Origin of the sequence: Saccharothrix sp. ST-888, from assembly GCF_000955975.1 — a bacterium.
Taxonomy (GTDB): domain Bacteria; phylum Actinomycetota; class Actinomycetes; order Streptomycetales; family Streptomycetaceae; genus Kitasatospora.
In genome coordinates this window covers 1-318 of record NZ_JYJF01000839.1, presented here as the reverse complement: position 1 = coordinate 318, position 318 = coordinate 1, and the positions used below count along the sequence as shown (strand labels likewise).

Here is a 318-nt window from a genome sequence, read left to right as displayed (position 1 = left end):
TGCTCAACTGGGGGCGCCGCTACAGCCTCTGGTGCTTCAACTTCGGCCTCGCCTGCTGCGCGATCGAGTCCATCGCCGCGTCGATGGCCAAACACGACTCAATCCGGATGGGTGTCATCCCGTTCGCGACGGGACCGCGCCGGGCCGACCTGATGATCGTCCCGGGCACGGTGACCGACAAGATGGCCCCGGCCGTCAAGCCCCTCTACGAGCAGATGCCCGAGCCCAAGTACGTGATCTCCTTCGGCGCCTGCCCTAACTCGGGCGGCCCCTACTGGGACTCGTACTCCGTCACCAAGGGCGTGGACCAGATCATCC

At 66.0% G+C, this 318-nt stretch carries 1 protein-coding gene; it reads left to right on the top strand.

What is annotated here, in order from left to right:
- A partial coding sequence (locus UK12_RS34770) for an NADH-quinone oxidoreductase subunit B (protein ID WP_045307219.1) occupies nucleotides 1–318 on the top strand: 318 nt, incomplete at both ends.